21 protein-coding genes are annotated in these 26177 nt (G+C 67.3%); 5 read left to right on the plus strand and 16 right to left on the minus strand.

Going from position 1 to position 26177, the window contains the following annotated elements; translation table 11 throughout:
* Positions 1–69: 69 nt before the first annotated feature.
* Positions 70–1248 carry a lactate 2-monooxygenase gene (locus ACT53N_RS02020; protein ID WP_476062319.1) on the plus strand — a complete coding sequence of 393 codons (1179 nt, stop codon included), beginning with the start codon at positions 70–72 and terminating at the stop codon, positions 1246–1248.
* A 40-nt stretch (positions 1249–1288) separates the two neighbouring features.
* On the opposite strand, the gene ACT53N_RS02025 is transcribed toward ACT53N_RS02020, so the two are convergent.
* A complete protein-coding gene (locus ACT53N_RS02025) occupies positions 1289–2806 on the minus strand; it encodes a CehA/McbA family metallohydrolase domain-containing protein (protein WP_476062320.1) in 1518 nt (505 codons plus the stop codon).
* Positions 2807–2967: 161 nt separating this feature from the next.
* Here ACT53N_RS02025 and ACT53N_RS02030 point away from each other — a divergent pair, with 161 nt between their 5' ends.
* On the plus strand, positions 2968–4410 hold the full coding sequence (locus ACT53N_RS02030; protein ID WP_476062321.1) for an MFS transporter: 1443 nt from the start codon (positions 2968–2970) through the stop codon (positions 4408–4410).
* Positions 4411–4620: 210 nt separating this feature from the next.
* On the opposite strand, the gene glpK is transcribed toward ACT53N_RS02030, so the two are convergent.
* From glpK to ACT53N_RS02070, 8 genes are all read right to left on the minus strand, one after another.
* On the minus strand, positions 4621–6111 hold the full coding sequence (gene glpK / locus ACT53N_RS02035) for a glycerol kinase GlpK (RefSeq protein WP_476062322.1): 1491 nt from the start codon (positions 6109–6111) through the stop codon (positions 4621–4623).
* 1 nt (position 6112) lies between these two features.
* Positions 6113–7621 (minus strand): glycerol-3-phosphate dehydrogenase, encoded by a 1509-nt coding sequence (glpD, locus tag ACT53N_RS02040; RefSeq protein WP_476062323.1) that lies wholly within the window; start codon positions 7619–7621, stop codon positions 6113–6115.
* Positions 7622–7639: 18 nt separating this feature from the next.
* On the minus strand, positions 7640–8908 hold the full coding sequence (locus ACT53N_RS02045) for an MFS transporter (protein WP_476062324.1): 1269 nt from the start codon (positions 8906–8908) through the stop codon (positions 7640–7642).
* 9 nt (positions 8909–8917) lie between these two features.
* Complete coding sequence (locus tag ACT53N_RS02050; protein ID WP_476062325.1) at positions 8918–10927, minus strand: alpha-glucosidase; 2010 nt, start codon at positions 10925–10927, stop codon at positions 8918–8920.
* Positions 10928–11014: 87 nt separating this feature from the next.
* Positions 11015–13327: a TonB-dependent receptor gene (locus ACT53N_RS02055; RefSeq protein ID WP_476062326.1), complete on the minus strand. Its 2313-nt coding sequence runs from the start codon at positions 13325–13327 to the stop codon at positions 11015–11017.
* Positions 13328–13418: 91 nt separating this feature from the next.
* A complete protein-coding gene (locus tag ACT53N_RS02060; protein ID WP_476062327.1) occupies positions 13419–14018 on the minus strand; it encodes an NADPH-dependent FMN reductase in 600 nt (199 codons plus the stop codon).
* Between the two features lie 17 nt (positions 14019–14035).
* On the minus strand, positions 14036–15100 hold the full coding sequence (locus ACT53N_RS02065; protein ID WP_476062328.1) for an LLM class flavin-dependent oxidoreductase: 1065 nt from the start codon (positions 15098–15100) through the stop codon (positions 14036–14038).
* Positions 15097–16014 (minus strand): aldo/keto reductase, encoded by a 918-nt coding sequence (locus ACT53N_RS02070; RefSeq protein ID WP_476062329.1) that lies wholly within the window; start codon positions 16012–16014, stop codon positions 15097–15099. The genes ACT53N_RS02065 and ACT53N_RS02070 overlap by 4 nt, the downstream gene beginning before the upstream one ends.
* A 230-nt stretch (positions 16015–16244) precedes the next feature.
* On the opposite strand from ACT53N_RS02070, the gene ACT53N_RS02075 reads away from it, so the two are divergent.
* Positions 16245–17228, plus strand: coding sequence for a YeiH family protein (locus ACT53N_RS02075; protein ID WP_476062330.1), 984 nt, complete (start codon positions 16245–16247; stop codon positions 17226–17228).
* On the opposite strand, the gene ACT53N_RS02080 is transcribed toward ACT53N_RS02075, so the two are convergent.
* Positions 17215–18222, minus strand: coding sequence for a LacI family DNA-binding transcriptional regulator (locus ACT53N_RS02080; protein WP_476062331.1), 1008 nt, complete (start codon positions 18220–18222; stop codon positions 17215–17217). The genes ACT53N_RS02075 and ACT53N_RS02080 overlap by 14 nt on opposite strands.
* A gap of 531 nt (positions 18223–18753) precedes the next feature.
* On the opposite strand from ACT53N_RS02080, the gene ACT53N_RS02085 reads away from it, so the two are divergent.
* Together ACT53N_RS02085 and ACT53N_RS02090 are read left to right on the plus strand one after the other, a co-directional pair.
* Positions 18754–18894, plus strand: a complete 141-nt coding sequence (locus ACT53N_RS02085; RefSeq protein ID WP_476062332.1) for a hypothetical protein — start codon at positions 18754–18756, stop codon at positions 18892–18894.
* A gap of 48 nt (positions 18895–18942) precedes the next feature.
* Positions 18943–19731 (plus strand): DUF7847 domain-containing protein, encoded by a 789-nt coding sequence (locus ACT53N_RS02090; protein WP_476062333.1) that lies wholly within the window; start codon positions 18943–18945, stop codon positions 19729–19731.
* 109 nt (positions 19732–19840) lie between these two features.
* Here ACT53N_RS02090 and ACT53N_RS02095 read toward each other — a convergent pair whose 3' ends face one another.
* Genes ACT53N_RS02095 through ACT53N_RS02120 form a run of 6 tightly spaced genes read right to left on the minus strand, consistent with a single transcriptional unit; the run spans position 19841 to position 25806 of the window.
* Positions 19841–20707, minus strand: a complete 867-nt coding sequence (locus tag ACT53N_RS02095) for an RDD family protein (protein ID WP_476062334.1) — start codon at positions 20705–20707, stop codon at positions 19841–19843.
* Positions 20700–21698 carry a stage II sporulation protein M gene (locus ACT53N_RS02100; RefSeq protein ID WP_476062335.1) on the minus strand — a complete coding sequence of 333 codons (999 nt, stop codon included), beginning with the start codon at positions 21696–21698 and terminating at the stop codon, positions 20700–20702. The genes ACT53N_RS02095 and ACT53N_RS02100 overlap by 8 nt, the downstream gene beginning before the upstream one ends.
* Positions 21695–23008 carry a DUF58 domain-containing protein gene (locus tag ACT53N_RS02105; RefSeq protein WP_476062336.1) on the minus strand — a complete coding sequence of 438 codons (1314 nt, stop codon included), beginning with the start codon at positions 23006–23008 and terminating at the stop codon, positions 21695–21697. The genes ACT53N_RS02100 and ACT53N_RS02105 overlap by 4 nt, the downstream gene beginning before the upstream one ends.
* On the minus strand, positions 23005–23976 hold the full coding sequence (locus ACT53N_RS02110; protein ID WP_476062337.1) for an AAA family ATPase: 972 nt from the start codon (positions 23974–23976) through the stop codon (positions 23005–23007). Before ACT53N_RS02110 ends, ACT53N_RS02105 begins: the two co-directional genes overlap by 4 nt.
* Positions 23963–25192 (minus strand): hypothetical protein, encoded by a 1230-nt coding sequence (locus ACT53N_RS02115; RefSeq protein WP_476062338.1) that lies wholly within the window; start codon positions 25190–25192, stop codon positions 23963–23965. The genes ACT53N_RS02110 and ACT53N_RS02115 overlap by 14 nt, the downstream gene beginning before the upstream one ends.
* A complete protein-coding gene (locus tag ACT53N_RS02120) occupies positions 25180–25806 on the minus strand; it encodes a DUF4129 domain-containing protein (protein WP_476062663.1) in 627 nt (208 codons plus the stop codon). Before ACT53N_RS02120 ends, ACT53N_RS02115 begins: the two co-directional genes overlap by 13 nt.
* Positions 25807–26177: the final 371 nt, after the last annotated feature.

Genomic DNA, 26177 nt, shown 5'->3' on the forward strand with positions numbered 1-26177 from the left:
ACGCCTCTTCAAACATGCGTTCGGCGCGCTACAGTGAGTCAAAGCAAAGATATGCGGGAGGCGGGGTCCATGGCTCACTACGGCGACTACCAGAATGAGATCTATGGGGCCGGCCTGCAGGGCGTACGCCCCAAGTGGCCGGTCGACTTCAAGACCCTGGAAGCGCGCGCCACCGCCGCCATGTCGCCCGACCTGCTCAGCTATGTGCAGGGCGGCTGTGGCGACGAGTTCACCCAGCGACGCAACGCCGAGGCGTTTCATGACTGGGGTGTCGTGCCGCGGATGATGGTGGATGCGTCCAAGCGCGACCTGTCGATCGAGCTCTTTGGCCTCAAGCTGCCCACCCCGCTGTTCATGAGCCCCATCGGCGTGATTGGCATGTGCGCCCAGGACGGTCACGGCGACATCGCCACTGCGATGGCCGCCCAGCGCACGGGCGTGCCGGTCATGGCGTCCACCCTGGCCAACGACCCCATCGAGGCGGTCGGCGCGGCGCTGGGCGACGGGGTCGGCTTCTTTCAGCTGTACACGCCCAAGGACCGGGAGCTGGCCGAAAGCCTCATCCGGCGTGCGGAGACCGCCGGCTTCAAGGCCTTGGTGGTGACCCTAGACACCTGGGTGACCGGCTGGCGGCCGCGCGATCTCAACGACGCCAATTTTCCCCAGCTAAGGGGCCATGTTCTGCAGAACTACTTCACCGATCCGCGTTTCCTCGCGCTTCTCGGCAAGCCCGTCTCCGAAGATCCCGCCACTGCGATCCGCACTTGGGGGGCCCTCTTCGGCAAGACCCTGACCTGGGAGGACCTGCCGTGGCTGAGATCGGTCACGAAACTGCCGATCGTGCTGAAGGGAGTTTGTCACCCCGACGATGCGCGTCGCGCCGTGGACCTTGGAGTCGATGGCGTCTTCTGCTCGAACCACGGCGGTCGCCAGGCCAACGGAGGGATAGCCGCGATCGATCTCCTTGAAGACGTGGTCGCGGCCAGCGGGGCTACGCCCGTCTTGTTCGACTCCGGGATTCGATCCGGTTCAGATGCCGCCAAGGCGCTGGCGATGGGCGCGCGCGCGGTCGGGATTGGTCGCCCCTACGCCTACGGCCTTTCGGTCGGCGGTATCGACGGAGTCGCTCACGTCCTGAAGTGCATCCTCGCTGAGCTTGACCTGCTGATGGCCGTGGACGGCTTTCCGACGATCGCCGCGCTCCGCGAGGCGGGGGTTCGGCCGGTCCGCAAGGCCACCGCGGTTTAAGGGGAACGTCTGCTCGGACCGCAGCTCACCCCCGCTTTTCCTACTTCGTGACGATGAAGATCGGGTTGGCGTAGAACCACAGGTCTGACCACGGATCCTCGCCCAGAGGATCCGGCAGGGGTTCGCCTTCCGCGCCGCTCGTCCCGCGCACGCGGATGTAGGTTGGGCCACGAACGTTCTTGAGCACATGGACCATCGACAGGGTCTCACCGTCCCGCGCCCAGGAAGACGGCGCGAAGGCGCGGACCACCCGTGTGGTCGGATTGACGTCAAGGGTGCGGTCGCTTGCTGGCCCCAGGATGTCGCCTTGAATTAGGTCGACGCGCGCGACATTGGGCGAGAAACCACCAAAATTCTGGCCGGCGGGATCGCGCACGCGGATCACGATCGTAACGTCCGAACCAACCGGGACCTCCAGTCGCCCGCCGATCTCGGCCTTGGCCCCGGCGGCGGTCGCGGTGACGTCAACCTCCGAGACCAGATCGCCCAACGTCACAAAGATCCGGCCGGTGCGCAGACCGTCCAAGACATCGTCGTAAGTACGTGCAGCCTTCACATAGGTTTTGGAGTACTCGCCGGGCCAGAAGTCCTCTCCGCCATCCGTGTAGTGGCGGTGGGAGTCCGAGGTCGAGGTGACCCACCAGCGACGGCCCTCGCCCAGCATAGCGTCCCAGAAGCCGCCCAGCTTGGCGGTCATCTGGTCAAATCCCCCCATGGTCGGCGCGCGCCCGTAGCCGCCGCGATCGCCCTGCGGCTTCAGCGAGCCGTCCGGCTTCAGGCTCGACGCCTGGTGCCCCGGCGCGCCTTCCATGCCGACGGCGACGTCGGGGGCGGTGTCGTTCCAATTGCGCAGCTCGCCGGGTGACACCACCCCATACTGGCCCACGCCCGTCGCCGACCTCGACGGATGGTTGGCGATGACGATCGGGGGCTCCGCCAAAGCTTTCATGTGCCTCAAGGCCTCCAGCATGAAGGCCTCCTGATTACGCGCTGGATCGGCCGGCCAGGGCTCGCGCCGGTTGTAGCGGCTTTCGATCCCAAACAACGCGTCCCGTTCCCCCGCCGAATGCGGGATGATCAAGCTGGAATGCTCAGCGGCGGGCGTATCGAGCTCCATACCCCAGAACTGCAGGACGCTCGGCGTCTCGACGCGCGCACGTAGCAGTTCGGGATAGGCTTCATCGCGGTTCAGTTTCGAATGGTTCGGGCCGCCGTGATCGGTGGCGACCATCCACGACAGGCCATGCTTGGCGGCCATGCGAGCGTTGACGGTGATTGGGTTCACCGCGTCGCCCGCCTTAACCAGGATCGGAGGCTGCGACGGATCAGCACTGGGCTTCAACGAGACGCTGAACCAGCTATGCACGTGATGATCCCCCGCCAGCCACCGACGCTCGGAGGCCTTGACGGGCGGTGACTTCGGGTGGGCCGGGGCGACCGGCTCGACCGCGTGTCCAGGATGGGCGAAGGCGGTCGTCGTCATGACGTCCGCCAAAAGGGCCATCACCACCGCGGCGCCAAAAAGGCCTTGGCGCGTCTTACGAGAAATCATCGGCATAGCGGCGTCCTAGCCTGCGGTTGTGACAGTTTCACCGTGCATGAATAGCAGGCCCGCACGATCAGGCGCGGGGTCGTCTGGGCCAAGAGCCTCTGAACCTAGGCTGGGCCTCAACGCGACCACGGTCCTTCGGTGCGCCCGGCTGGACACTTCGAACTGGATTGCGTCGACTTTCCACGTCGTTGAATGTGAGCGGACAACAAGAACTAAGCTGGGAGGCCGCCATCAGCCAGGGGAACGGAAAAGGCGACCTTGCGCCGATGAGCACATGGCGACTCGCCGCCTTTGCGCTGCCGTGTGTTCCGGTCGCCGCAATGCTGATGCCCGTGGTGGTCTATCTGCCAAACTACTACGCCACGGACCTTGGCTTAGACCTTGGCTCCATTGGTCTTGCCTTCGCGATCGTTCGACTTTTCGATCTGTGGCTGGATCCGACCCTCGGATTTGCCATCGACAAGACGAACACCCGGCTTGGCCGCTTCAGACCTTGGTTGTTGACCGGTCTTCCGATCGCCGTACTCGCGGTCTGGATGCTATTCATGGCGCAGCCGGGCGTTGGCGGGGGCTATCTTCTTCTGTGGCTGATCATGGGCTTTCTGGGACAGTCGATGGCGTCCATGGCTCATGTCGCTTGGGCCGCGCGGATCGCTCCGGAATACAGCCAGAGAACGCGAGTATTCGGCTGGTGGCAGGCGTTCACTGTGCTGGGCACGCTGATCGTGCTGACGATGCCGCCTTTGATGAAGAGCGTCTTTGGGCTCGACTACGCCGCTGGCGTTCGCGCGATGGGCTGGTTCGTGGTGTTGGCCCTGCCGGTCGCCATCCTTGTCGCCCTCATGGCCGTTAGCGAGCCCTTCACCCCACCCAACGCCAACACGTCGGATTGGCGACAACACTTGGCCCTGCTGCGTCGGCCATCTGTCTTGCGGCTGCTCGGTGCGGATATCTTGATTGGCACTGGTCCTGTCATCGCAGGCACGCTGTTCTTCTTCTTTTTTGAGGCCGTTCGGGGCTGGGACCGTTCTGAAGCGGGCCTGTTGCTACTGCTGTATTTCGTTGGCGGCCTCGCCGGCGCGCCGCTCTGGTCACGATTGGGCCGCAAGTTCGGCAAGCACCGCGCCCTGACCATCGCCGCGATCGCCTACTCGATCGCTCAGATGACGGTGCTGATCGCGCCGCACGGATTGGCCTGGGCGATCGTCACCATGACGCTGGCCGGTCTTCCCTACAGCGCAGGCCCGATCCTTCTGCGGGCGATGATGGCGGATCTGAGCGACGAGGAGCGCTTGCACAGCGGGGTCGACCGCAGCGGCCTGCTTTTTGGCCTGCTCAGCGGCTCCGTAAAGATCGGGTCCGCTCTTGCGGTCTTCGCGGCGGTGACAGCAATCGAAGCCATGGGTTTCCGGGCCGATCTCGGGGCCGACAATGATCCGACCGCCCTAGCCGCACTGTCGAGCGCCTTCTCCTTGGCGCCCGCGTTGCTGGGTCTCGCAGGGGCGGCCCTGATATTCGGCCATAAAATGGACAAGGCCGCCCACGACGCCATTCGGCAGCAACTGGACGCGCGCGACGCCTCCAGGAATGAGCCGGCGGCGTCTTTGTAACGCGGCGGGAGTTAGGCCCCGCCTTTCCGACTCACTTGCTCGGCGGCGCTACCCCAAGTTCGAGATGCTCTTCTTCGACGACCGCCCTACCCGACAAGGCACGCGCCTCGCAAGGCGGTTCAAGGCATCCCACAGCCTGTCGCAAAAAGCGTGGAGCGTTCCTATGAGATGCGAGACCATGAGGCTCATCGCCCAAACACGCAGGTGGCCCTAGTCGGCGCCCTCCAAAGATATCACGGCGGCGATAGCTCGGCGCCATCGTGCGGCGGCCGCAGCGCGATGGATCTCGTCGCCGTCCGGAACGAACGTCCGATCCAGGCTCCAAAACTCGGCTTCCCGCGCCTCTGGAAACGTTACTCTCTGCGCTAGCCAGGCTGCGCCAAGCGCCGTGGCCTCGCGGACCAGTGGGCGATCAACTGGCGCATTGAGCGTATCGGCCAACGCCTGCAGCATCCAGTCCGAAGCGCTCATGCCGCCGTCAACGCGCAGGCGCGCCAGATCAATCGCTTCGTCAAGGTCGCGCCGCATCGCCTCCAGCAGATCGCGGGTCTGGTGACAGACGCTCTCCAGAGCCGCTCTGACGAGTTCATCGGGACCTGTCGCGCGGGTCAGCCCAAAAATCGCCCCGCGCGCCTCAGGTCGCCAGTCCGGCGCTCCCAGGCCGACGAAGGCCGGCACCATCAGAACCTCACCACCAGCCGCGCGGCCCGCCATGACGTCCGCCTTGGCCGCATCGGGCAGAACCTTCAGGCCGTCGCGCAACCATTGTAGCGCCGCGCCAGCCACGAAGATGGAGCCCTCCAGTGCGTAGGTCCGCCTTCCGTCAAGCTGATACGCCACCGTAGTCAGCAGACGATGCCGCGAGGCCACGGGCGTGTCGCCGGTGTTGAGCAGCAGGAAGCAGCCGGTGCCATAGGTCGCCTTGGCCATGCCGGGCGCCAGGCAAGCCTGGCCGATCAGGGCGGCCTGCTGATCGCCCGCCACGCCGCAGATCGGAATCGCGCCGTCGAACCACTCCGGCGACGTCCGGCCGAGGTCTCCGGAGCTGTCGCAGATCTCAGGCAGCAGCGCGCGCGGTACGTCAAATAGCGCCAGCAGCGCCTCGTCCCAGTCGCCGTCATGGATGTTGTAGAGCTGGGTGCGCGCGGCGTTGGTCGCGTCGGTGGCGTGGGTCGCGCCCAGGGTCAGCCGCCACAGCAGGAAGCTGTCGACCGTGCCGCAGGCCAGCTTGCCAGCCTCCGCCGCGTCGCGCGCGCCCGGAACGTTGTCGAGGATCCAGGCGATCTTGCTGGCCGAGAAATAGGGGTCGATCAGCAGGCCAGTGCGCCCGGCGATCATCGGCTCGTGACCGGCGTCCCGCAGCCTGTCGCACAGCGGCGCGGTACGGCGGTCCTGCCAGACGATGGCGTTGTGGATCGGCTTGCCGGTCGTCCGATCCCAGACCACCACCGTTTCGCGCTGGTTGGTCAGGCCCATGCCCGCGATGTCAGCGGCGACGAGACCGGCCCTGGCCAGCGCCTCCTGGCAGACGGTCAGGCTGCTGGTCCACAGGTCTTCCGGATCGTGCTCCACCCAGCCGGGCGCCGGGAAGTGCTGCGGGAACTCGCGCTGGGCGACCGAGACGATCTGAAGCTCGGCGTCGAAGACGATGGCCCGCGACGAGGTGGTGCCCTGGTCGAGGACGAGGATGTGTTGGCGCATCTTAAAGCTCGCGACCGGACAGGAAGGCGTCGAGCGCGACGACCTGTTCGGGCTCAAGGCGCAGGCCCAGCTTGCTGCGCCGCCAGACGACGTCGTCGGCCGTGCGCGCCCATTCGACCGCGGTCAGGTAGCGCACCTCGCGCTCGAACAGGCCCGCGCCGAAGTCGCGTCCAAGATCCGCCAGGCTGCGCGCGTCGCCCAGCACGGCGTGGGCCCGTGCGCCGTAGGCCTTGGCCAGACGGCGGGCGAGATCGGGGGAAAGGAACGGATAGGCGGCCATCAGATCGCCGATGCAGCCCTCAAGACCCTTGGGGCCCAGATCCCCGCCCGGCAGCGGCTGGCGGGCGGTCCACTTGGGCGCCCTGGCCCAGGCCGCATGCGGCGCCAGCTTGTCGACCACCGCCTCGGACAGGTGGCGATAGGTTGTGATCTTGCCGCCGAAGACATGCACGACCGGCGCTGCGCCGCCCTCGGCGTCCAGCGACAGCACATAGTCGCGGGTGGCTTCCTGAGCGCTGTCGGCGCCGTCGTCGAGCAGCGCCCGCACGCCGGCCCAGCGCCAGACGATCTCATCGCGTGCGACCGGCTGGACCAGGTACTCGCCGATGGCGTCGATCAGGTAGTCGACCTCGGCGTCAGTCGCCAGGACCTCGGCCGGGCCGGCCGTGTGGTCGACATCGGTGGTGCCGATCAGGGTGAAATCGTCCTGATACGGAATGGCGAAGACGATGCGGCCATCGCCGTTCTGGAAGATGAAGGCGCGCGGATCGAGACGCCGGCGAATGACGATGTGGCTGCCCCGCACCAGGCGCAGGCGCGCGTCCGCATGGGTGGCCGTCATGCCCGCCACCCCGTCAGCCCAGGGCCCAGCCGCGTTGACGAGAGCGCGGGCCGACAGCGTGATCTCGCCGCCGCCGGCGTCGAGCGCTTGCACGCGCCAGAGCTCGCCCTCCCGCCGGACGGAGGTCACCCGCGTGCGGGTCAGAACGGTCGCGCCGCGCTCGGCGGCGTCCAGGGCGTTCAGCGTGACAAGGCGCGCGTCGTCGACCTGGAGGTCCGAGTACTCGAAGCCGCGCTGGAACATCGGGTTCAGAACCGCGCCCGCCGGATCGACGCGGAGATCCAGAGTGCGGGTTGGGGGCAGGCGCTTACGGCCGCCAATATAGTCGTACAGGAACAGGCCGATCCGCAGCATCCAGGCCGGCCGCAAGTCGCGGTGATGCGGCAGGATAAACCGCAGCGGCTGGATCAGATGCGGCGCGATCGCCCATAGCCGCTCGCGCTCGAACAGCGCCTCGCGCACAAGCTTGAACTCGTAGTGCTCCAGATAGCGCAGGCCGCCGTGGATCAGCTTGGTCGAGGCCGAGGAGGTGGCGCCGGCCAGGTCCCCCTGCTCGATGAGGGCGACGCGCGCGCCGCGACCAGCCGCATCGCGGGCGACGCCGCAGCCGTTGACGCCGCCCCCGATGATAACGAGGTCGAGAACGGCGTCGGAACTCAGATCAGACACGGGACAGACGCTTCCAGGTCAGAGGTTGGCGAGACGCAGCTTGGGCAGCCAGAGATGGATCCAGCCCAGGGCCAGCAGGTAGGCGCAGGAGGCCATCAGGAACAGCGGCAGGTAACCGACCCCGTTGGTCAGCAGCATGCCCGCCAGTTGCAACACCGCCATGCCCGAGAGGTTGCCCGCCAGGGCGCCGAGGCTGGTGGCGGTGCCGACCCGCTGAGCCGGCACGACGTCGGTGATGATGCCGAACACATTGACCGAGAAGCCCTGATGGGCGGCCAGGGTCAGGCCCAGCAGCGCCACGGCCACCCAGGCGTTCGGGGCGTGCAGCACCAGCGGCACGGGCACGACCAACAGGGCGCAGACCAGCATCACCGTCTTGCGAGCCCGGTTGACGCTCCAGCCCTTGGCGAGCAGGCGGTTGACCACCGCGCCGGCCACCAAGGAGCCGGTGGCGGCGATCAGGTAGATGCTCGCCAGCGGCAGGGCGAACTGCTTCATGCTGAGACCGAACACCCGGTGGAACAGGTCCGGCGTCCAGAACAGCAGGAACCACCAGACCTGATCGAACAGGGCCTTGGCGCCCATCACCGCCCAGGTCGCGCGGTCAGTGAAAACCTCACGCCAGCTGACCTTGGTCGGCGCGACGGCCGCGACGGGATCGGTGGTGTCCAGCGCCGCCTCAGCCGCCTTGGCCTCGCGGGCCGCGCGGGCATGGTCGTCCAGCATCCTGTTGGCGCGACCAAGGTACCAGACGGCCACCCAGACAAGGCCAGCGCCGCCGACGATGGCGAAGGTGTTGCGCCAGCCCACCGCCTCGGCCAGGAACGGCACGAACAGCGGCGTGACCACCGCGCCGATATTGCCTGCCGCGTTCAGCAAGCCCAGCGCCAGCGAGCGCGACTTGGCGTCGAAGACCGAGGCGATGGTCTTGATGCCCGTCGGCGTGCCCATGGCTTCCGTCGCGCCCAGAAGCGCACGAACCACCGTGAACTGCGCAACGGTATGGGCCAAGCCATGGGCCATGGCCGCCAGACTCCACGAACCCACGGCCAACGGGTTGGCGATCTTCAGGCCCACGCGATCGGTGAACCAGCCGGTGAACATGAACGCGATCGCCGCCGCGAACTGGAAGGTCGCGGCCAGATGGCCGTAGTCGGCGTCCGTCCAGTTCAGATCCTCCTGAAGCATCGGCTTGAGGATCGCGATGATCTGCCGGTCAGCGTAGTTGAGGATGCTGGCGACGATCAGCAGGCCCAGCAGGAAACGGCGGTCGAACTTGAGCGTCATGGCAGATCCTCAAAGCGCCCGCAGGTCGCGAAACAGCGCCGCGTCCGCCGCGTCGCTCCGATAGTAGACCGGCGGCTTGCCGAAGGGGGCCGGGGTGTCGACGGTCTGACCGCCGGCGAAGACCTGGCCCGACCAGGCGTGCACCCAGTCGGCGCCGGCGGGCAGATAGACCGCGCGGGCCTTGCGGCCCTCCTCGATCACCGGCGCGACGAGCAGGTCGCGGCCGAACAGATACTGGGTCTGCTCGGCATAGGTCGCCGGATCGTCCTCGTGGTGCAGGAACAGGGGACGCTGCAGCGGCAATCCGCGCGCGCCGGCCTCGTCGCGCAGGCTCCGGATGTAGGGCGCCAGGTGGCGATAGATCCGGGTCATGCGGGCGAAGTGCGCCAGCACCTCGGGGTCCTGGTCCAGTTGCAGGTTGTCGTCCGGGCGGTTGCCTTCATGCGAGCGCATCACGGCGGTGAAGGCCGCCATCTCGCTCCAGCGCATCAAGAGCTCGGCGGAGCGGACATTGCCGAACAGGCTGGTGTACCCGCCGATGTCGCTGTGATGGTAGGCGTTGCCCAGCAGGCCCGACGACAGGGCCGCGACGATCACCGTGCCGATGCCGTCGTGGCGCGAGAAGTCCACCGACTGATCGCCAGCCCATAGTAGCGGGCAATAGCGCTGCACGCCGCTGTAACCGGCGCGCATGAAGAACAGCGTGTCGCCGGTCTTGCCGCGCGAGGCCACGGCGTCGGCGTTGACCTTGGCCCACAGGGTCGGCCAGGCGTTGTGCATCAGCATGCCGTCGACACCATTGGCCAGGCGCACGTCGGTCGGCAGATACTCGCCGAAGTCGGCCATCCAGCCTGAGAGGCCAAAGTCCAGCATCTGCTGGCCGATCACCGCCTCGGCGAACCATTCGGCCGCCGCCGGATTGGTGAAATCGACGACACCGCAGTCGAACTCGCCGAAGTCGACAATGTAGGGCTCGTCCGCATCCAGGCGCAGGGCAAGATAGCCCGCGTCGCGCGCCACCGGATAGAGGTCGCCGTCGATGCAGAGATACGGATTCACATAGCCCAGGAAGCGGATGTTCCGCGCAGCCAGGTCCTCGATCTTGCGATCAAGACCGGGATAGCGGCTTTCGTTCCACTTCCAGTTCCAGAACAGGCGCTTTCCGAAAGAGGTGATGCGTAGCCCCACCCAGTCCTCGCACCACAGGCCCGAGACCGCTGCGTCGGCGGCCACGAAGTTTTCGAGCCGCCGGTAGCTTTCCTCGCCCTGTTTCAGGCCGATGATCGCGCCGTCCAGCACCCAGTCGGGCAGCGGCGGCTGACGGCCGAAACGCTCCGATAGCGCCTCGACGAGGTCAACGAAGGCGTCGGCGGTGAAGACCTCCAGACGCTCAGGGACCTCCCAGACCTCGATCTCGTGGAAGGCCTCGTGGCGGAAGTCGAACACCGCATAGGCCGTGGTCTCGACATGCAGAGCGTAGCGCCGCGAGGAGACATAGGTCGGTTGCGGATAGTTGGTGTGGAAATAGTCGCCGCCGGCCCCGACCTGGTCGGCCATCCAGGTAATCTGAGTAGACTTGTCGCGCCCGACGCCCGGCTCGGACGTCCAGAGCGGAAAGCGACGGCCGCGCAGGTCGAAATAGGACATCTGCTCGCCGCCGCCCCAGAGGTGCTCGCCGGCCTCGCTGACAAGGCGCAGCCACAGCCGGTTCACCGAAGCGGCGGCGCCGTCGAAAACGATGTGGCCGTTGGCGAAGACCTCAATCGCCAGCCGTTCGGGCAATCCGGCTTCGGCGGCGAAGCCGATGCGCACCCGGTCGGGGCGAACCTCCACATGCGCAGCCCGCAGCGCCACGCGCTCGACGACGTAGTCGGAAATGTCGAAATTGCCGCGCGCCATCTTTACGTCGGGCTGGCCGACGCCGACGAACAGGCAGGGCGCATCGGCGGTATGGCGCAGGATTTCCCGTCCCGCCGCGCTTAGGGCGAAACCGTCGGGGAGAGAGACGTAATCGAGCACCAGCGCCTCCGATGCGACCGGCCGAGCTCGGTCACAAAGAACAAAAAGAACGGGTCCGGCCGGGGAACCGGACCCGCAGGGGGAACGTCAGTTGAAGGTGTAACGGAGCGAGGCGCCGAAGTAGCGCTCGCCGTCACGCGGCGTGATCTGACGCAGGAACGACGTGCCGTTCGGGATGCGGTTAATCACGAAGTGCTCGTCGGTGAGGTTCTTGCCGATCAGCGACAGGCGCAACTTCTCGTCCTTGCTGATCACCGAGACGCTGGCGTCGAGGGTCGAGTAGCCCTTCTGCACGGCGTTGGGGTTCTGGTTGATGTCGAAGCCCATCTTGCTCTGGTATTGCGCCCCGACATTGAAATCGAGGTCGAACGCCTGGCCCTCCAGCGGCACGAAGTAGCTCGTGTTCACCGAAAGCTTGTGCTTGGACGAGTACGGCAGCGGCTTGCCGTTGATCGCCAGGGCCGCGCAGGTCCCGGTGGTCGGGCACTTGAACTGGTCGATCTTGGCGTCGACGTAAGCGTAGCCGCCGTTGAAGCGCAGGTTGCGGATAGGCTCAAAGGTGAAGTCGGTCTCGAAGCCCGACGACTTGACCGTCCCGGCGTTGGTCAGGCGGGTGATGACCGTGGTGCCGATCATGTCCTGATTATTGGCCTGGAAGTTGTCGTAGGTCGTGTCGAAGACCGACACGTTCAGCACCAGGCGGCCATCCAGCAGGCGCGACTTAAGACCCGCCTCGTAGGAGTCGGACGTTTCCGGCGCGATGCCGAAGTTGTCGTTGGCCTGCATGTTGAAGAACACGTTCATGGCCGGGCCCTTGTAGCCCCGGGTGTAGCTGGCGTAGGCCATCACGGTCGGGGTCACGTCGTACTGGGCGCCGATCTTGCCCGACCAGCCGTCAGCCTTGGTGCCGCCGGTCGCCGAGAAGGTCGGGTTGACGCCGCTCAGCGCGGCCGCGCCGGACGTGCGCACGCGGCGGTGGACAAAGTCGATCTTGTCCTGGGTCCAGCGCGCGCCGACGATGCCGCGGAAGCGGTCGCTGAAGTTCAGCGTGCCCTGGCCGAAGACCGCGTAGTTCTCGAGCGTGGCGGCGAACTCGCCGATGCCCGCGTTCGAGGCGTAGGTCGAAGCGCCCGGCTTGCAGGGCGTGACCGTGCCCAGCGTGCCCAAGGTCACCGGCGCCAGGGTCGAGCTGGTGCAGTTGGTGACCGTGCGGTTGAAGTAGTTGCTCTCCCAGGTGTGGTAGTAATAAGCGCCCGCGACATACTCGAAGAAGCGGCCCAGCGGCGAAGCGATCCGCAGTTCCTGGGTGAACTGATCGAAGTTCAGGCGGCCATAGTCATGGCTGCGGATGTCGGCGGCCAGCACGTAGGTCGGCGCGTCGGAACGGAAGTCGCCGTCACGGACCTGCTGGTTCTTCCAGTTGCGATAAGCGGTGATCGAGGTCAGCGAGTATTCCCCGACCGACCAGTTCACCTGGGCCGAGAAGCCGCTGTTGATGTCCTTGGTGATCGGCGACTGGTCGTTGTCGATGTCCTTGTTGCCGGGACCGGGCTTCAGCGGGCTCAGCGACGGCAGGAAGACGTTGTCGTTGTAGGGGCTGGAGAACACCGTGCCGATGCTGTCGGCATAGCCGTTGTCGACGTTGTGCGAGTAGTCAGCGATCAGGTCGACGCTGAGGTCCTCGTTCGGCGTCCAGCGCAGGCGGCCGCGCAGGCCGCTGTGCTCGTAGCCATTGATGTCCTTGCCGTCGAAGACGTTCTTGCCGTTGCCGTCGAAGTGGCTGAAGAAGCCCGCCAGCGAGCCGGCCAGGGTGTCCGACAGCGGACCCGAGACCGACCCGCGGATACGGTACTCGTTGCCCTCGTAGTAGGAGGCGTCGACGTAGCCGGTCTTCTCCTGGGTCGGCGCGCGAGTGATCATGCTGATAACGCCGGCCGAGGCGTTCTTGCCAAACAGCGTGCCTTGCGGACCGCGCAGGATTTCGATGCGCTCCAGGTCCAGGAAGTCGGCGGTGGCCTGGCCGCTGCGGGCGTAGACCACGCCGTCGACGACCGTCGAAACCGAAGGCTCAACGCCCGACGCAAACGAGATGGTGCCAACGCCGCGGACCGTCAGGGCCGAATCCTTGTTGGTGTTGCCCTTCCTGAAGGTCAGGGATGGCGCAGCCTGGATCAGCTGTTCGGCCGAATTGATGTTGGCCCGCTCCATCGCCTCGCCGCTGACGACGCTGATGGCGATCGGCACCTTCTGGACGTTCTCGGAACGCTTCTGGGCCGTGACGATGACCTCCTCGATCACCGGGGCGTCCTGCGCCTGGGCCGTGGCCAGGGCCGGAGCGGCCCAGGCAAGGATGGCGGCGACCGAACCCGCCGCCAGTAGAGACTTACGATCCGCAAGCATTTTAGTACCCTCCCGTTTAATTCCCACCTCATCGATCGACTTTAATGAGCCGTCCCGGGTGGTTTGGTTTCATGAGAAAATCTGAGTGCGCCTACACTGCGACCAGCGCCTCCGAGGGAGCGCGGTGGCTGCGGCTTAGGAACTCGACGACCTGCTGACCAACGAGCGTGAGCTGGCTGACGGCGGCGGCGTCATCGCACCCGCCGTCTTCAGTGAACTTCGACTGTGCGCTGTTGATCGCCGCCGCCATCGGGGTCGGCCAACCGCGCAAGGCGTGAACCGTCGAGCGCAGCGCCGCGATCGTGCTTCCGGTCGCCTGCCAGCCATAAGCGGTGACGACGAGGCCCGCGGGCATGCCGCTGAGATAGACGCGCGCGTCCTTCGCGGTCTCCTCCAAGAGGTCGAGCGCATTCTTGACCATGCCCGAGACGCCGCCGTGATAGCCCGGCGATGCGATCACCAAGCCGTCGGCGCGACGCACGGCCGCTAGGAACTCCAGTTCCTCGGGTGTGCGGTGCGCCGATTTCGGCGCATAGATCGGAAGCTTGCCCAGAAAGTCGCCGCCAAAGGCACGGACTTCGACCCCGCGCGCCTCGATCGCGCCCAGGGTCACCGCAAGCGCGCGTTCGGTCGAGGACGGCGCGGACGCCACCCCACCAAGCCCGACGACAAAGGGTCGATGACCGGACATGAGGCCCTCCCCTCGTCTCAGCCCAACGGGCCGTGATCGATGCGGGGGAGCACGTGACGCGCGAACAGGTCGGCCTCGGCGGCGTGCGGGTAGCCCGACAGGATGAACGCGTCGATCCCCATGCTGCGATAGTCGTTCAGCTTGGCCAGCACCTGGTCCGGATCGCCGACAATCGCCGCGCCGCAACCCGACCGCGCCCGGCCAACGCCCGTCCAGAGGTTGGCCTCGGCGTAGCCGTCCTCGCTGGCGCTCTCGCGCAGGGCCGCCTGGGCCTGGACGCCGACCGAGGTGGCGTCCAGCGACTTGGCCCGGATCGCGGCGCCCGCCTGGGCGTCCAGCTTGCTAAGCAGGCGATCGGCGGCGGCGCGCGCCTCGGTCTCGGTGTCGCGCACAACCACGTGGGCGCGGTAGCCAAAACGGAGCGTGCGGCCATACTTTGCGGCGCGGGCGGTCATGTCGGCGATGATCTCGGCGACCACCTCACGCTTGTCCGGCCACATCAGATAGACGTCGCAGCCCTTGGCGGCGGCCTCGCGGGCGTCTTCGGACAGGCCGCCGAAGTAGAGCTGCGGCGCCTTGCCCGACAGCATGCCCACACGCGGCGGATCCAGCTTCAGGTTCCAGAACTCGCCCTGGTGATCCAGACTGTCGCCGTTCAGCAGGGTCTTGAGGATGTGCATCGCCTCGACCGTTCGGGCGTAGCGTGGGCCCGAGGCCAGCTTCTCGCCGGGCATGTCGGACGAGATGATGTTGACGGCGAGACGTCCGCCTAGGATCCGGTCGATCGTGGCGATCTGGCGCGCCAGCTGCGGCGGCCACATCTCGCCGATGCGCACCGCCATCAGCAGGCGCATCCGACGCAGCATCGGCGCAATGGCGGCCGCGAAGGCGGTCGTATCGATGCCCAGTTCATAGCCCGAGGGCAGCAGGATGTTGTCGAACCCGCCAGATTCAGCTTGCAGCACGATGTCGCGGCAATGCTCCCAGCTGGACTTCAGCTTGGGGTCCGGCACGCCCAGGAACTCGTAGTCGTCGTCGCAGAGCGCCGAGAACCAGCTTATCTCGCAGGGGGCTTGGGTCATGGCAGGGGAGCTTCCATCGAGGCGGACAGGACCGCGTACCAGTCGGCGCGGGTCCAGCGGGGCTTGAAGGCGTCGGGGATCTCGGCGATGCGCGCGATCGACTGGGTGCCGACGATCGGGATTGGCCGTGCGGGATGAGCCATGATCCAGCTGTAGGCGGCGGCCGCACGCGAGACGCCGGCGGCTTCGCCCACACGGTCGAGGATCGCGCACACGGCCTGTTCGCGCGGCGTCGACGGCTTGGCCAGGCGACCGCCGCCCAGCGGCGACCAGGCCAGCACCGCCATCCGGCGTGCAAGAGCTTGGTCCAGCACCCCGTCGGAGACGGGTGCTATGGCCAGCGGCGAGAACTCGGGCTGACACGAGACGATCGGCAACGACAGATAGGCCGCCAGCGCCTCGACTTGCGACGGCAGGTAATTGGACACCCCGACCGCGCCGATCTTGCCGGCCGCGTGAGCCGCTTCCAGCGCGCGAGCGATCTCTTCGGGGTGGGTCAGGATGTCGGGACGGTGGATCTGCCACAGCGCCACGCGCTCGACGCCCATGCGCTTGAGCGAAGCGTCGATGGCGGCGCCGAGATAGGTCGCGCTGCTGTCATAGGGCACGCCCGGAATGATGCCGCCCTTGGTGGCGATCACCATGCGCGGGGCCAAGGCGGGCGACTGATCCAGCACGCGACCCAGCAGGGCCTCGGCCGCGCCGAACGCCTCGCCATTGTCCGGGCCATAGATGTCGGCGGTGTCGAACAGGGTGACGCCCGCGTCCAGCGCCGCCTCAACGAGAGCCTGCGCCTGACCGACGTCGTCTCCACGGAAGCGCCACATGCCCCACGCGACCGAGGAAACCTCGGGACCGTTAGGGCCAAGCGGACGGGTCAGGGCGGGCGGGTCGAGATATGTCATCGTTGTCATATTGCTTGGCTTTTTTGGGCGCGCAACCGAATTTTCGAGCCACCCCCTTACCTTGCGATAATCATGATGTCGCTGAAGGTTATCAATATTCGTTGATTTTACTAAACTTTTAGCCACACCGCTTGAGCGAGACTCCAGCGAGCCGATTGCGCGTCATGTCGAATATGATAACGGTGTCAGATCGCAGACAGCGCGAAATTCGGCGAAATCCCGGGAAAGAAGGCCTATTCATGCAGCGCATCGGTCAGTACGCCCCCGGAATCGCCCTCGCCGTCCTCGCAACCCTCGCGGCGGCCTATGTGTCCGACCACTACGGCGCGCCCCTGACGCTGATGTGCCTGCTGTTCGGTCTGTCGCTGAATTTCCTGAGCACCGACACCCGGCTTGATCCGGGCCTCGACCTCGTGTCGCGGACCTTCCTCCGCCTTGGGATCGTGCTGGTGGCTTGCCGGGTCACGTTCGGACAGATCCTAGCCCTGGGTCCCGCCGCCTTGGCCGCCATCGGCCTTACGGTCGCAGCGACCCTGGGCGTTGGCGTGTTGGCCGCGCGCCGGCTGGGGTTCTCGGGCGCATTCGGGGCGCTGTGCGGCGGCGCAGTCGCGATCTGCGGAGCCTCGGCCGCCATGGCGTTCGCCAGCCTGCTCGGCGAGCGGCGGACCAGCCAGGCGCAGCTGACCCTGGTGCTGGTGGGCATTTCGGCGTGCAGCGCCACCGCCATGACCCTCTACCCGGCCATCGCCCATCAGCTGCATCTTGGCGAGGTCCAGTCGGGCTACATGCTGGGCGCCGCGATCCACGACGTCGCCCAGGCGCTGGGAGCCGGCTACAGCGTCTCGCCCCTGGCGGGCGAGACCGCCGCGATCGTCAAGCTGGCCCGCGTCGCCCTGCTCGCGCCCGCCCTGATGGTGGTGGCGCTGTTCCTGCCCAAGGACGCCGAGGCCAAGGTCGCCGCGCCGCTGCTGCCCTGGTTCGTCATCGGCTTCTTCGGCCTGGCCGCCTTCAACTCGATCGGCGTGATCCCCGCGACCGTCTCCGACACCGCCAGCCATACCGCGACCGCGCTGCTGGCCTGCGCGGTGACCGCTACGGGCCTGCGCTCCCAGATGCAGTCGCTGATGTCGACCGGCTTGCGCGCCCTGCTCCCGATCCTGATCGCCACCCTGGTCGCCCTGTTGCTGTCGGCGGCCGCAGCCAAGATCCTTATTGCGGGCTAGGCGGCGGCGCTGTCGACGCCCGCAGCACCAGCTCGTGCGAGAGGCGCCGGTTCACCGGCGTCTCGACGCCTTCGAACAACAGCCCCGCCGCCGCATGGGCCAGTTGCCGGGTCGGCTGACGCACCGTGGTCAGCGGCGGCCAGAGCTGGCTGGCCAAGGCGGTGTCGTCGAAGCCCGCCACCGACAGCCCGCCGGGCAACGGAATCCCCCGCCGATGCGCGACCGTCAGCACCCCGGCGGCCATGTCGTCATTGCTGGCGAAGATCGCCGTAGGCGGATTGACGAGATCCAGCATGCTGTCGGCCGCCGCCTCGCCCGAGGCGAAGTCGAACAGGCCCTGGCGGACATACCGCGGTTCATAGGGCAGCCCCGCGCGATCAAGGGCCCGGCGATAGCCGAACAGCCGCAGGTCGCTGGCCGTATGGTTCGGGTGGCCGATGATGAAGCCGATCCGCTTGTGGCCCAGCGCGATCAGGTGGGCGGTCATGTCGTCGGCGGCTTGAGCGTCGTCCATCGACACCGAAGGGCTACGCCCATGATCGGTGCCCGGCGAAATCCGCACATAGGGCACGCCGCGCCGATCCAGCTCCTCCAGCGCCGACACCGCGTCGGTGACCGGCGAGGACAGGATCACGCCGTCGACATGGGTCTGGTCGATCAGCCCGCCGATCTCGGCCGCCAGGGTCGGCGAGGCGGCGTCACAGGGCTGGGCCAGCAAACGCACGCCTTCCTCGATGCAACGCTCCCAGATGCCGGTCTGGATCTGATGGATGTAGTGCGGGCTGTGATTGTCATAGATCAGCGCGATCTGGTGGCTACGCTTGCCCGCCAAGGTCCGCGCTGCGGCGCTGGGCTGAAAATTCAGCTTCTCAATCGCTTCTTCGACGCGCCGGCGAACATCGTCGGACACGTACTTTTCGCGATTGAGAACACGCGAGACCGTTTTGGTCGAGACGCCAGCGTGTGCCGAAACGTCTTTGATCGTCGCGCGCATAGTTGGAGATCACATCTGGAACTGGGGTCGCCATAGCTATCCGAACAGTTTCGCTCGGATCAATGCGCTTGTTGACCGGTCAGCGCTTGGCGCTCGCGATAGCGCGCCACCTGCAAGTAGCCCCGCCAGCCGCGCCCGCACTCAATATGCCAAAAATCAGCAGTGCGTACGAAAGTTATCGGACTTGCAACTAGTTCCCACAAGCCAAGTGCGCTGAACTCGCTTTGGTTGATGCCAAATCCAGGCAATGGATGCTACCACCAAGCGCTCGGCCGCCTCATTCTTTTTCATTTCCGGAAGCCCCCTTCGCCCTTGGTTGCCAGCTGTGGCGACCGAGCGCCCCTTAGATCCATCGCCCAACACCTCCTCCTGAGGACGTCGCATGGATCGCCAACGCTCCACACTCACCCCCTTCCCTTGCCGGGTCTCGCTCTATCCTCGCGTCTCCACCGGCCGGCGAGCGAGGGCGACCTCACCACCTCTGATCTGCGCCGAAAAGCGCTTGCCTATGCCGAGACCCAGGCCTGACCCATGGTCGTCGAATTCTCTAAGCGCGACGCCACGGACAGCGACGACAAGCGCCCCACCTTCCAGGCCATGATCGAGGCCATCCAGGCGCAGTTGCGCCAAAACTGGCTAAGGCCTCGCGCCGGTCGTACTGCGCATTGCTAAAGGCTTAGGTCGCATTCTAGGGTCGCTCAATCGAGAAGCGAGATTCACATGACGACCATGGAAACGACCGGCGGCGCCTTCGAGCTGGGCCGGGTGATGCAGCGGACCTTCAAGGTCATCGGCGACAACTTTAGCCTGTTCGCGATCAGCGGCGTGGTGTTGGTCGCCCTGCCCGTCTTCGCGGCGAGCGTGGTTGGCTTCCTCTATCCGGAGCTCTGGGTCATCGGCCTAGCCAGCGTTGTCGGCGGGATCGTGGCCTTTGTCGGCAGCCTGTTGATGCAGGGCGTCGTCGTTCACAGCGCCATCTCGGGTCTCAACGGCCGATCGATACGGCTGGGCGAGGCCCTCGGTGTGGGCGCAAGCAAGGCTCTCCCCTTGCTCGGACTTGGCATTCTGCAGACGCTCGGCGTCTCCCTGGGTATCCTTCTTCTGATCGTGCCGGGCCTGATGCTGATGACGGCGTGGTCCGTCGCCGCGCCCGTGCTTGTGATGGAAAAGCGCAGCGTCGAGGCCAGCTTCGGCCGCAGCGGCGACCTGACGCGCGGCCACCGCTGGAGCATTTTTGGCCTCCTGGTGATCTATTTCGTGCTCGCCATGATCATCAGCGGCGCCGTACAGGCCTTGGCGGCCACGGCGGGCGTGACCACGGCCCAAAGCGGCCTCCTGACCGCCACCCAGGCGCCCTCGCTGATGGCGCTGGCCGCCGTCCTGGTCAGCGCCTTGACCAACGCCGTCCAGGGCGTGATCTCGGCCGCCGGCGCGGCGGCGATCTACTACGAACTGCGCACCGGCAAGGAGGGCGCCGCGCCCGACCAGCTGGCGGCGGTGTTCGACTAGGGTTCACGATCTGACCGCGTCAGGCCGTGAACTCCAATCTTCTGTTTTGGCGCATTTTTCTTCACGCGAACCGGAACCACTTCGTTCAAAAATGCTCTGACGCTCCGGCTCAGACGTCGTGCTTGTCGCGGCGTCGCACGCCCATCAAGAGCCGCGCCTCCAGCCGCTTGCGCAGGGCCGCGTAGTACGCGCTGAGGAAGTCGTGATCGTCGTCGATCGCGCCGAGGGTCCAGTCGATCTTGCGCGCGATGCGGGCGGCGACGGCCCGCATGGTCTTGCGGTCGCGCTGACGCAGCACGTCTTCCAACACGTGCAGCTCCTTGGCGCCGTAGGCGTCGATCTGGGCCTCAGTGAAGTCGTAGCGCGCCAGACGCTCGGCGCCGTCATCGGCCATGTCGCGCACGAGGCTCTGCTTGGGCGTGCGCACCACCCAGGTCCCGCCGACCAGATCGCCGACCCGGAGGCGATCAGCGTTGAACAGGGGAAAGAACACAAAGATCCCCGCCCAGATGAAGCCCAGCAGATACGCCCAGCTCTCGACGCCGCCGTCGCCCTGGGGCGCGAGCAGGATGCTGAGCGGCAGGAACACCTCCAGTTCGCGCATGGCGTTGCGGGCGAAGATGGCGGCGGGACGCAGACGGCCGCCGTCGCGGGCGGCCACGCGCAGGCCCATGGCGCGCTTGCCCGGCGTCGCCGCCGCCGCCGACAGCTCGAAGCCGACAAAGTAAAAGTTGCGCAGCAGGAAGAAGCCGAGCAGCCAGATCACCGCCATCATCTCGCCGCCGCCGCGGCCCATGGCGCCGATCGCGCCGATCCCGAGCAAGCCCAGCAGCAGCGTCGCGGCGATCAGCACGCCGATGATGATCGCCGCGTCCAGCAGGAAGGCGCCGGCCCGCTGACCGGCCTCGCCCAGCTCAAGCCGCAGATCCACGCCCTCGGGCGTGACGAAGGCGCGGGTCAACTTGGCTTCAGCCATGACGACGCGGTCCGTAGAAATAGAGGCCCCACATCAGGGCGGTCGCCGCCGCTACGCCGTAGCGCGCCGCCGTGTCGGTGATCAGCTGCCGGCCAAAGCCTTCGAGCAGGCCGGCCAGGAACAGCATCACCACCACCCCGCCCATCACCGCCGCAGCGTGACGGCCCGCCTCGGCTAGGGCGTCGAGGCGCCGCCGCTCGCCGGGAAAGGCCGCCGCCCAGCCGATCCTGAGCCCGGCCGCGCCGGCCAGGATCACCGCGAACAGCTCCGTGACGCCATGGATCAGCAGCCAGCCGCCGAGCTCGAGTCCCAGGCCACGGCTGGCGAACAGGGCCAGGAAAGCCCCCAGCATCGCGCCGTTGTAGAGCACCAAACCCGCCGTCGGGACGCAGAGCGCAAAACCCAGGGCGAAGGCCAGAAGCGCGACCTGGGCGTTGTGGGTGAACAGGAAAGTGGCGAAGACCGTAAGCCCGCTCGCATCCTTGCCGCCCAGGGTGGCCGCCAGCGCCTCGGTCGTGGCGGCTGGATCGCGTCCGCCCGCCAGTTCGCCGGGCACGAAGGCGTAGAACCAGTCCGGATCATGCCCGACGAGCCAGGCGGCGATCGCCACGCCTAGCGCCATGAGGGCCGCGCTGACCAGGGTCTCGCGCCACAGTCCGCGCACGGCCGCCGACCAGCCGCCCGCGAAGAAGCTCTTGAGCTGCCCCCTCAGGGTCTCGCGCGAGCCGTAGACGAAGAAGTACGCGCGCGCGCACAGGGTCTCCAGATAGGCGATCAGCGCCCGGTCCAGCGAGGTGGCGCGGGCGACCGACAGGGCCGACAGCGCAGACCGGTACAGGACGGGGGCGGCCAGCAGGTCTTCGTCGGACAGATCGGCGATCGAGCCCTTCTCGACCTTGCCGATCAGCCGTTCCAGGCGCCGCCAGTCGGCCTCGCGCTCCTGGCGGAAGCGCTGGCTCTTGAGGCGCGGATCCACCTTGACCTCGATCACAGCAGCTCCCTCCGCATCAGGTCGACATAGGCGTTGATCAGCGCCGGACCGATCCGGGCGGCCGGGGCCTCGACAATATGGGCGCCTAGCCGGCGAAGGCGGGCGATGACGACCTCACGCTCGCGCAACAGGCCGGCGGCGACGACCGCGCGGGTGACGTCGGCCGGTTCGGCGGGGTCGGCGGCGGCCATGGTCTCCAGCTCCTCGTCCTGCATGACCACGAACAGCACCAGATGCCGCGTCAGGAGCCTGGCCGAAGCTTCGATCATCAGTTCGGCGGCCGTCGGATCGGTGAAGTCGGTGAACACCACCACCAGCGACCGACGCCCCAGCTTGGCGGCCAGATGACTGAGCGCCAGGGTGTAGTTGGTTTCTTCGGTCGAATAGTCGATCCGCGCGGCGGCCTGCTGCAACTGACCAAAGGCGTCGGCCCCGCCGACCACGCCCGTGAGTAGTCGCGGCGCGGCGTCGAAGGTGAAGAAGCCCGCCCGGTCGCCCGAGCGCAGACAGGCCAGCGCCAGCAGTAGGGCCGCGTGGATCGCCCGATCGATGCGCGGCGCCCCGCCGACGGGCTCGCACATGGCCCGGCCGCAATCCATCGCCATCACGACCTGGTGGTTGCGCTCGGTGCGGAACTCCTTGGCCAGCAACTGCATGTGCCGAGCCGACTGTTTCCAGTCGATCGCGCGCCGGTCCATGCCGACCCTGAACTCGCGCAGCGCCTCGAACTCCGAACCCTCGCCGCGCTCGATCTGGGTCTTGGCGCCGATCGCCGCGTCGCGGGCCAGCATCTTCACAGCCTCCTCGCGGACGCCCGCCAGATCGGTTCCGACCATCGCGTCGACATCGAGGTCAAAGACCTTCTGCTTCCAGGCCAGGCCCAGCGGACCGGTCCAGCGCACCCACAGCCGGGCGAGCTTGCCCATTCCGCGCCGCTCGGGCGTCAGGGGAAAGGCGAACCGCGCGACGCCCGCCTCGACCGGGGCGTCGACGAAGGCGCTCGCGAGCCCGAGCCGTTCGTCGGCCTCCAGCGCCGCGAACGCGCGCGAGGGCGTGCGCGCCGGCGCGAAGGTCGCGACGAACCGCGCCTGACCGGGCCGCGCCACGGAAAAGGCCCGCGTGTCGGTCGGCTCCAGGGTCAGGCCGCCGCGCGAGGCGGCCGACAGGGCGTCCGCCACCAGGACCAGGACGACTAGGCCGATCCACGCCAAGCCCGTCAGCCAGCCGGCCGGGACCAGCACGCCGACCAGCAGCGCCGGCGGCAGGCCGGCGGCCATGGCGATCACGGCGCGGCGGGTGGGATAGATCACCGGGGCGCCGCCACCCGCTCGATCAGGCCCTTGAGAACCTGATCGATCTTGCGGCCCTCGATCTCGGCGGCCGGCGACAGGATCAGGCGATGGCGCAGGGCCGGAACCGCCAGGGCTTTCACATCGTCGGGCACGACATAGTCGCGGCCGTCGAGCACGGCGGCGGCGCGGGCGGCCACCGCCAGCATGGCGCCGGCGCGCGGCGAGGCGCCGCTCTCGATATCGGTGGAGTCGCGGGTCGCCCGCACCAGATCGACGATGTAGCCGACCACCTCATCGGTCAGTCGCGCCTGCGCGACCGTGGCGACGGCCGCATCGATCGCCTCGCGATCCAGAACCGGCTCCACCCCGAAGGCGGCGGGATCCATCTGGCCCGTGCGCTGACCATGTCCCACCACGATCGCCCGCTCCTGCTCGATGCTGGGATAGTCCAGCACGTGCTTGAACAGAAAGCGGTCCAGCTGCGCCTCCGGCAGCGGATAGGTGCCCTGCTGCTCGATGGGGTTCTGGGTCGCCACCACCGTGAACCGGGGGCTGAGCGGGTGGGAGACGCCATCGATCGTCACCTGCCGCTCCTGCATGGCCTCCAGCAGGGCCGCCTGGGTCTTGGGCGGCGTGCGGTTGATCTCGTCGGCCAGCAGCAGCTCGCAGAACACCGGACCGCGCGTCAGGGTGAAGGTCGAGGTCTGGAAGTTGAACAGGTTGGCCCCGATCACGTCGCCGGGCGTCAGGTCGGGAGTGAACTGGATGCGGCCATAGTCGAGGGCGACGCTGCGGGCGAAGCTCTGGGCCAGCAGAGTCTTGGCCGTCCCGGGCGGACCTTCCAGCAGAACGTGGCCGCCGGCGAACAGGGCCACCAGCAGCAGGTTCACCGCCTCGTCCTGGCCGACGACCGCCTTGCCGATCTCGGCCCGAATCCGCCCGGCCAGCACGCCCACGTCGCCGACGTTCATCCTATTGCCGTCCACGGATCAGCTCCTGCTTCCAAAGGTGTAGGTCGCGCGCCACCTGCATCATGTCCGAGACGGTGGCGGCGCGGGCGCGCTCGGCGAGCGCGGTGAAGGTGCTGGACGCGCCGACGATGACGCTGACGCGGTCGAGGAACGCGTCTAGGGCGGGATCATCCATCCCGCGCGGCGCGCCGATGGCGCGGGCGGCCGAGGCCCGGATCAATTGGGCGTACAGCGGCGTCATGCGCGCCTCGCGCCCCGCCAGGCGGATCAGGCCCGCCGTGTTGTCGGCCAGCGCCAGCTTGCCCAGCGCCACGGCGCGGCGCGGCTTGAGGGCGGGGCCAAAGCGCACGCCGGCCTGCAGCCCCGCCAACCCCGCCAGCGCGACGAGCACCAGGGTCGCCCCGACCAGCGGCGGCTCCAGCAAAAGGCGCAGCAGGCTGCGCGACCGGGCGAAGCCGTGCAGCGTCGCATCGAACACCACCGGGGTGTCCTTGGCGTGGATCAGGTCCAAGAGCGCCACGGCGGTCCGCGCGCCCTCCAGCGTCTTCAGCGCGCTGGTGTTCACAAGGTCGGGTTCGGCCAGGACATAGGTCTGGCTTTCGGTGTGCATGGCCAGGACCATGCGACCGTCCTCGTCTGTCAGCACCGGCGTCCAGCCCTTCCCCTCCAGGCTGCGCGGCGCGCGCACCGAGGGCTGACGGCCGAAGGCCTGTCCGTTGGGACGGTAGAGGCGTAGAGGCCCGACCTCCGGCGGGGGCGCGCGGAGCGTCAGGCCCTTGCGCAGGTCGGCGGGGAGCACCGCCAGGCTGGTCTTGCCGTCGACGATACGGGTGGCCACCGCCCAGCCCTTACGGTTCGGATCCGCCATCGTCGCCCACTTGGGCAACACGACCAGCTTCGGGCCGAGATGATCGAAGTCCTCGAGGTTCACCGCGCCGGCGCCCAGGGCCGGGGTCAGCACCAGCAGCCCCTCCTCCGCCGAGGCCGGCAGGGGCCCTCGGCCGACCAGCGCGCCGCGTCCTGAGGTCTGCAGCAGACGCATCGTCGCAGCATAGCCCACCGAGGAACGCGACAGGGCGTGCGCGCCCCCGTTGTCGCCCTTTTTCAACTCGGGCGCATAGGCCGACAGCACCCCGAGGCCCGCCAGACTGACCACACCCACCAGCACGATGACGATCATCGCCATCGGCGAAAACGCGCCCGTCGCGCCACGCCCGCTCATCGCGCCCACCCTTCGGGTAGGGCGAACGCCTCATAGGCCGCGCGGCAGGCGGCGAAGTCCTCGGCGTCTACGGGCCGACCGCCGAACAGACCGCGCTCGACGACGCCGGCGATCCCGGCGAAGGCGGATCGCGCGGCGTCCGGCAGGGCGGGCAGCAGGGCGATTTCCCGCGCGGTGTAGGACACACGCAGGGCCTTGGGTCGATGCTTCTGAATGTCCTCGACACTGCGCAGCAAAAGCAGGTGCGCCGCCTCCAGGAAGCGTCCGTCTCCGGCCAATTGATCGGCGGCCGACAGGAGGTCGCGGGCCGCGGCGGCGTCCGGCCTCCAGACAGGATCAGCCGTGAGCTCGGGGCCTTCGGCGCGGGCCGGCGGCGCCTTCAGCCGGATAATTTCCCGAACGATCGCCACAATGATCAGCACGGCCAGCGCCGCAAGGCCGATCCAGAACACGACCTTGAGCACCGGCGCAGCGGCCTTCAAAGCCTCGCCCAACCAAGCCAACCAACCGGGAACCTTGGGTGGCGGGACGACAGCATGGTCGAACTGAAAACCGCCCTCGCGCGCCAGACGCTCATGCGCCGACGCGACCGAGCCATCGGCCGCCTGCCCCGAAACCTTCACGCCCCCGTAACCGCCTCGACTCGCGATCAAGGCCCAACGCCCCACGCCAACACGAACATCTTCCGCTCAACCCCTGGGCGTGACAAGTCCTTTTACGTCCACGCTAGCGGTCAGGAAGCGCTCTATTCAGAGGTAGCCGATCTACCGCCAACCCATGCTGACCAAGCTATATGCGGATGGCTCAGACACGGTAGATCTCAAGGATAACTGTTGCTGCAAGGTCGAAGTGTCGTCGACCGACCAACGAGGCTATCCGCGAAGGCCCATCCCGTTCTCGACAGTGAATGACGGGACTTCTGCGGCGGCGCTGCGCCATGGCTGAATTGGCGCCTCCACAGAACAAGGACCTTCAACAAACTCGCGTCGAGCCG

The sequence above is a fragment of the Caulobacter sp. DMC95 genome (assembly GCF_056313785.1).

Coding starts and splice junctions, on each gene's coding strand:
- ACT53N_RS02020 (WP_476062319.1), top strand. CDS start 70: ATGGCTCACTACGGCGACTACCAGAATGAGATCTATGGGGCCGGCCTG.
- ACT53N_RS02025 (WP_476062320.1), bottom strand. CDS start 2,806: ATGCCGATGATTTCTCGTAAGACGCGCCAAGGCCTTTTTGGCGCCGCG.
- glpK (WP_476062322.1), bottom strand. CDS start 6,111: ATGCGCCAACACATCCTCGTCCTCGACCAGGGCACCACCTCGTCGCGG.
- ACT53N_RS02045 (WP_476062324.1), bottom strand. CDS start 8,908: ATGACGCTCAAGTTCGACCGCCGTTTCCTGCTGGGCCTGCTGATCGTC.
- ACT53N_RS02055 (WP_476062326.1), bottom strand. CDS start 13,327: ATGCTTGCGGATCGTAAGTCTCTACTGGCGGCGGGTTCGGTCGCCGCC.
- ACT53N_RS02060 (WP_476062327.1), bottom strand. CDS start 14,018: ATGTCCGGTCATCGACCCTTTGTCGTCGGGCTTGGTGGGGTGGCGTCC.
- ACT53N_RS02065 (WP_476062328.1), bottom strand. CDS start 15,100: ATGACCCAAGCCCCCTGCGAGATAAGCTGGTTCTCGGCGCTCTGCGAC.
- ACT53N_RS02070 (WP_476062329.1), bottom strand. CDS start 16,014: ATGACAACGATGACATATCTCGACCCGCCCGCCCTGACCCGTCCGCTT.
- ACT53N_RS02075 (WP_476062330.1), top strand. CDS start 16,245: ATGCAGCGCATCGGTCAGTACGCCCCCGGAATCGCCCTCGCCGTCCTC.
- ACT53N_RS02080 (WP_476062331.1), bottom strand. CDS start 18,222: ATGCGCGCGACGATCAAAGACGTTTCGGCACACGCTGGCGTCTCGACC.
- ACT53N_RS02085 (WP_476062332.1), top strand. CDS start 18,754: ATGGTCGTCGAATTCTCTAAGCGCGACGCCACGGACAGCGACGACAAG.
- ACT53N_RS02090 (WP_476062333.1), top strand. CDS start 18,943: ATGACGACCATGGAAACGACCGGCGGCGCCTTCGAGCTGGGCCGGGTG.
- ACT53N_RS02095 (WP_476062334.1), bottom strand. CDS start 20,707: ATGGCTGAAGCCAAGTTGACCCGCGCCTTCGTCACGCCCGAGGGCGTG.